2 tRNA genes and 3 rRNA genes are annotated in these 5,972 nt (G+C 52.9%); all 5 read left to right on the top strand.

The features are described from left to right. Positions 1-388: 388 nt before the first annotated feature. Positions 389-1,869, top strand: a 16S ribosomal RNA gene (locus AC1RO0_RS31855). A gap of 284 nt (positions 1,870-2,153) precedes the next feature. After that, a tRNA-Ile gene (locus AC1RO0_RS31850) sits at positions 2,154-2,230 on the top strand. 99 nt (positions 2,231-2,329) lie between these two features. Continuing rightward, positions 2,330-2,405: transfer RNA gene (locus tag AC1RO0_RS31845), tRNA-Ala, on the top strand. A gap of 585 nt (positions 2,406-2,990) precedes the next feature. After that, a 23S ribosomal RNA gene (locus AC1RO0_RS31840) occupies positions 2,991-5,789 on the top strand. 102 nt (positions 5,790-5,891) lie between these two features. Beyond that, positions 5,892-5,972, top strand: a 5S ribosomal RNA gene (gene rrf, locus AC1RO0_RS31835); the annotation flags it as partial.

The raw sequence follows: 5,972 nt of genomic DNA, 5'->3' as shown, positions 1-5,972 counted from the left end.
AGTGTTGACTAAGTTCTGGGGTGGGGTTTATAAGCCCACTCACTGAACGAGGGCGGCGGCGCTGCTAGCGACGAAGTCTTTCGCTCATGTGTTTCCTGAAGAATTGGCTGCGATGCTGATTGGTGGTTCTGGGTTGATCCTGGGGTCTGAGGGATAAGGTTTTGACTGGTTTTACTGGTCTGTTCTTTGACAATTGAAGATGAGAAGAAAGAGAAACGTGGGCGGCGGAGCTTGCGGGATCTGAAGAGATTTGGATCCTTAGAATAGACTTCGACGGTCACGTTTTGAACAAGAGAATACACCTCATTATTATCGCAGAGATGCGGATGATGATGGGTGTGAGTTCTCGTCGATTCAGAATGACGTGATTTAGTCGAGATTGAATTCTCAACATGAGAGTTTGATCCTGGCTCAGAACGAACGCTGGCGGCAGGCTTAACACATGCAAGTCGAGCGCCCCGCAAGGGGAGCGGCAGACGGGTGAGTAACGCGTGGGAATCTACCCTTTTCTACGGAATAACGCAGGGAAACTTGTGCTAATACCGTATGTGTCCTTCGGGAGAAAGATTTATCGGGAAAGGATGAGCCCGCGTTGGATTAGCTAGTTGGTGGGGTAAAGGCCTACCAAGGCGACGATCCATAGCTGGTCTGAGAGGATGATCAGCCACATTGGGACTGAGACACGGCCCAAACTCCTACGGGAGGCAGCAGTGGGGAATATTGGACAATGGGCGCAAGCCTGATCCAGCCATGCCGCGTGAGTGATGAAGGCCCTAGGGTTGTAAAGCTCTTTCACCGGAGAAGATAATGACGGTATCCGGAGAAGAAGCCCCGGCTAACTTCGTGCCAGCAGCCGCGGTAATACGAAGGGGGCTAGCGTTGTTCGGAATTACTGGGCGTAAAGCGCACGTAGGCGGATCGATCAGTCAGGGGTGAAATCCCAGGGCTCAACCCTGGAACTGCCTTTGATACTGTCGATCTGGAGTATGGAAGAGGTAAGTGGAATTCCGAGTGTAGAGGTGAAATTCGTAGATATTCGGAGGAACACCAGTGGCGAAGGCGGCTTACTGGTCCATTACTGACGCTGAGGTGCGAAAGCGTGGGGAGCAAACAGGATTAGATACCCTGGTAGTCCACGCCGTAAACGATGAATGTTAGCCGTCGGGCAGTATACTGTTCGGTGGCGCAGCTAACGCATTAAACATTCCGCCTGGGGAGTACGGTCGCAAGATTAAAACTCAAAGGAATTGACGGGGGCCCGCACAAGCGGTGGAGCATGTGGTTTAATTCGAAGCAACGCGCAGAACCTTACCAGCCCTTGACATCCTGTGTTACCCGTAGAGATATGGGGTCCACTTCGGTGGCGCAGAGACAGGTGCTGCATGGCTGTCGTCAGCTCGTGTCGTGAGATGTTGGGTTAAGTCCCGCAACGAGCGCAACCCTCGCCCTTAGTTGCCAGCATTCAGTTGGGCACTCTAAGGGGACTGCCGGTGATAAGCCGAGAGGAAGGTGGGGATGACGTCAAGTCCTCATGGCCCTTACGGGCTGGGCTACACACGTGCTACAATGGTGGTGACAGTGGGCAGCGAGCACGCGAGTGTGAGCTAATCTCCAAAAGCCATCTCAGTTCGGATTGCACTCTGCAACTCGAGTGCATGAAGTTGGAATCGCTAGTAATCGCGGATCAGCATGCCGCGGTGAATACGTTCCCGGGCCTTGTACACACCGCCCGTCACACCATGGGAGTTGGTTTTACCCGAAGGTAGTGCGCTAACCGCAAGGAGGCAGCTAACCACGGTAGGGTCAGCGACTGGGGTGAAGTCGTAACAAGGTAGCCGTAGGGGAACCTGCGGCTGGATCACCTCCTTTCTAAGGAAGCTGTGGAATTGGTAAGACGATCGGCACATGTCTTCGGACATGGCCCGATATGAACCTTCCCGTGCTTTTTAGAACATAGATCGGACCAGTCAGGTCACGATCGCAACGTAATACGCCGCGTAGACCTCGGTCACGACGGTATGGCGAGCTGCGCCGTCCACGTTTCTCTTTCTTCACAAGGATATCGAACCATTGGTTTGATGCGTATTGGCTTTGTGGCCGATGCGTTGGACGACCGGCGACGGACTATCGTCCTGTATGTCGCAGGAAGAGATGGGCCCGTAGCTCAGTTGGTTAGAGCACACGCTTGATAAGCGTGGGGTCGGTAGTTCAAGTCTACCCGGGCCCACCATGCTTTGTCTTTTTAGGCTATGCATGGCACGACCGCGAAGACGTCTGATGGTTTATGCTGATCCCATAAGGTTTTGCCTGATGGGTGTTTGAAATGGTTGGGGCTGTAGCTCAGCTGGGAGAGCACCTGCTTTGCAAGCAGGGGGTCAGCGGTTCGATCCCGCTCAGCTCCACCAATTCGCTTGGTGTTTGAGCCGAGACGGTGATTAAGAGATATCCTTTGAAGAAATAAACGTTTTGCATCGGCTTTCGAGCCTGATGCGTGTTCTGCATACATTGTGAAGAGAAGATTGATCTGGAGGCTTCCAGGTGTTGAGTTTTACTCAGCGTCCGAGCCCGGACCTTACGATATCGTGGATGGCCTAGCCGGCTGGAAACGAAGGAGGGGACGGAGGTAGGAAGGAAGCTTGTCGCTCTGGGTCGCCAGCGTAAATCGCGAAAGCGGTTTGTGCGTGTTGTTTGTAGTCCTTTGGACTGCATCTCGACGGCGACTGGATTACCGTTGCCTGACCGCGCGGTATCGGATCCAATCTCGAGAAGCTGGTCTTAAGATAGACTGCAAGCGAGCTGCTCGGCGTAGCTCCAATATCTCGCATAAGCCTTTCCTTAAATCCGTTGGATTTAAGGGGTTATGCGTAAAGCAGATCTATCGAACACGTCGATGGCATTGTTGATTGGGCTGGGTTGTAAAAGGTAACCCGGTCTGTTGCTCGTTTCCTGACGGAAATGGCAACTAGATGATGAGCATCGGCAATGAGAACGATTAAGTGTTATAAGGGCATTTAGTGGATGCCTAGGCATGCACAGGCGATGAAGGACGTGATACGCTGCGAAAAGCCGTGGGGAGCTGCGAATAAGCTTTGATCCATGGATCTCCGAATGGGGCAACCCACCTTAAATGCTTAGAAAATCCAAACTGCTGTAAAGCAGCTTGGGTTTCTAAGCATTGTAATAAGGTATCTACACCTGAATAAAATAGGGTGTAAGAAGCGAACGCAGGGAACTGAAACATCTAAGTACCTGCAGGAAAGGACATCAACCGAGACTCCGCAAGTAGTGGCGAGCGAACGCGGACCAGGCCAGTGGCAATGAGTGTTAAAGTGGAAGAACCTGGAAAGGTTTGCCGTAGAGGGTGATAGCCCCGTACGCGTAGATACACTTATTGTCCTAGAGTAGGGCGGGACACGTGAAATCCTGTCTGAACATGGGGCGACCACGCTCCAAGCCTAAGTACTCGTGCATGACCGATAGCGAACCAGTACCGTGAGGGAAAGGTGAAAAGCACCCCGACAAGGGGAGTGAAATAGAACCTGAAACTGGATGCCTACAAACAGTCGGAGCCCGCAAGGGTGACGGCGTACCTTTTGTATAATGGGTCAACGACTTAGTGTAACAAGCAAGCTTAAGCCGGTAGGTGTAGGCGAAGCGAAAGCGAGTCTGAATAGGGCGATTTAGTTTGTTGCATTAGACCCGAAACCGAGTGATCTAGCCATGAGCAGGTTGAAGGTTGGGTAACACCAACTGGAGGACCGAACCCGCATCTGTTGCAATAGATTGGGATGACTTGTGGCTAGGGGTGAAAGGCCAATCAAACTCGGAAATAGCTGGTTCTCCGCGAAATCTATTTAGGTAGAGCGTCGAGCGAATACTCCCGGGGGTAGAGCACTGGATGGGCTATGGGGACTCACCGTCTTACTGATCCTAACCAAACTCCGAATACCGGGAAGTACTACTCGGCAGACACACGGCGGGTGCTAACGTCCGTCGTGAAAAGGGCAACAACCCTAACCTCCAGCTAAGGTCCCCAAGTCATGGCTAAGTGGGAAAGGATGTGAGGATCCCAAAACAACCAGGATGTTGGCTTAGAAGCAGCCATCATTTAAAGAAAGCGTAACAGCTCACTGGTCTAGTCAAGGGTCTTTGCGCCGAAAATGTAACGGGGCTAAAGCCATGCACCGAAGCTGAGGATGTGCAGTAATGCACGTGGTAGCGGAGCGTTCCGTAAGCCTGTGAAGGGGTACCTGTGAGGGGCCCTGGAGGTATCGGAAGTGCGAATGTTGACATGAGTAACGATAAAGAGGGTGAGAGACCCTCTCGCCGAAAGACCAAGGGTTCCTGCTTAAAGTTAATCTGAGCAGGGTTAGCCGGCCCCTAAGACGAGGCGGACACGCGTAGTCGATGGGAACCACGTTAATATTCGTGGGCCTGGTGGTAGTGACGGATTGCTTAACTTGTTCACACTTATTGGATTGTGTGGGCGGGGACGCGGTTCCAGGAAATAGCTCCACCGTATAGACCGTACCCGAAACCGACACAGGTGGTCAGGTAGAGTATACCAAGGCGCTTGAGAGAACTATGTTGAAGGAACTCGGCAAATTGCACGCGTAACTTCGGAAGAAGCGTGACCCTTATATACGCAAGTATGTGAGGGTGGCACAGACCAGGGGGTAGCGACTGTTTACCAAAAACACAGGGCTCTGCGAAGTCGCAAGACGACGTATAGGGTCTGACGCCTGCCCGGTGCTGGAAGGTTAAGAGGAGGGGTGCAAGCTCTGAATCGAAGCCCCAGTAAACGGCGGCCGTAACTATAACGGTCCTAAGGTAGCGAAATTCCTTGTCGGGTAAGTTCCGACCTGCACGAATGGCGTAACGACTTCCCCGCTGTCTCCAACATAGACTCAGTGAAATTGAATTCCCCGTGAAGATGCGGGGTTCCTGCGGTCAGACGGAAAGACCCCGTGCACCTTTACTATAGCTTTACACTGGCATTCGTGTCGGCATGTGTAGGATAGGTGGTAGGCTTTGAAGCAGGGACGCCAGTTCTTGTGGAGCCATCCTTGAAATACCACCCTTATCGTCATGGATGTCTAACCGCGGTCCGTTATCCGGATCCGGGACAGTGTATGGTGGGTAGTTTGACTGGGGCGGTCGCCTCCGAAAGAGTAACGGAGGCGCGCGATGGTGGGCTCAGACCGGTCGGAAATCGGTCGTCGAGTGCAATGGCATAAGCCCGCCTGACTGCGAGACTGACAAGTCGAGCAGAGACGAAAGTCGGTCATAGTGATCCGGTGGTCCCGCGTGGAAGGGCCATCGCTCAACGGATAAAAGGTACGCCGGGGATAACAGGCTGATGACCCCCAAGAGTCCATATCGACGGGGTTGTTTGGCACCTCGATGTCGGCTCATCGCATCCTGGGGCTGGAGCAGGTCCCAAGGGTTTGGCTGTTCGCCAATTAAAGCGGTACGTGAGCTGGGTTCAGAACGTCGTGAGACAGTTCGGTCCCTATCTGCCGTGGGTGTAGGAATATTGACAGGATCTGTCCCTAGTACGAGAGGACCGGGATGGACATATCTCTGGTGGACCTGTTGTCCTGCCAAGGGCATAGCAGGGTAGCTACATATGGAATGGATAACCGCTGAAGGCATCTAAGCGGGAAACCAACCTGAAAACGAGTGTTCCCTATCAGAGCCGTGGTAGACGACCACGTTGATAGGCCGGGTGTGGAAGTGCGGCAACGCATGAAGCTTACCGGTACTAATAGCTCGATTGGCTTGATTGTTCTCATTGCCGCTGTTCATCGAAAAAAATGAACGCCAAAGACGTGTTTAAAAAATACAGGCGAAAGCCTGCCAGCTTCTCAATTAAAGTTGCGCTTTGCCGACCTGGTGGTTATGGCGGGGTGGCCGCACCCGTTCCCTTTCCGAACACGGCCGTGAAACGCCCCTGCGCCCATGGTACTTCG

Source organism: Rhizobium sp. GW821-FHT14E12, from assembly GCF_058803745.1.
The sequence above is the reverse complement of the archived record's forward strand: the minus strand, read 5'-3'. Positions and strand labels throughout refer to the sequence as shown.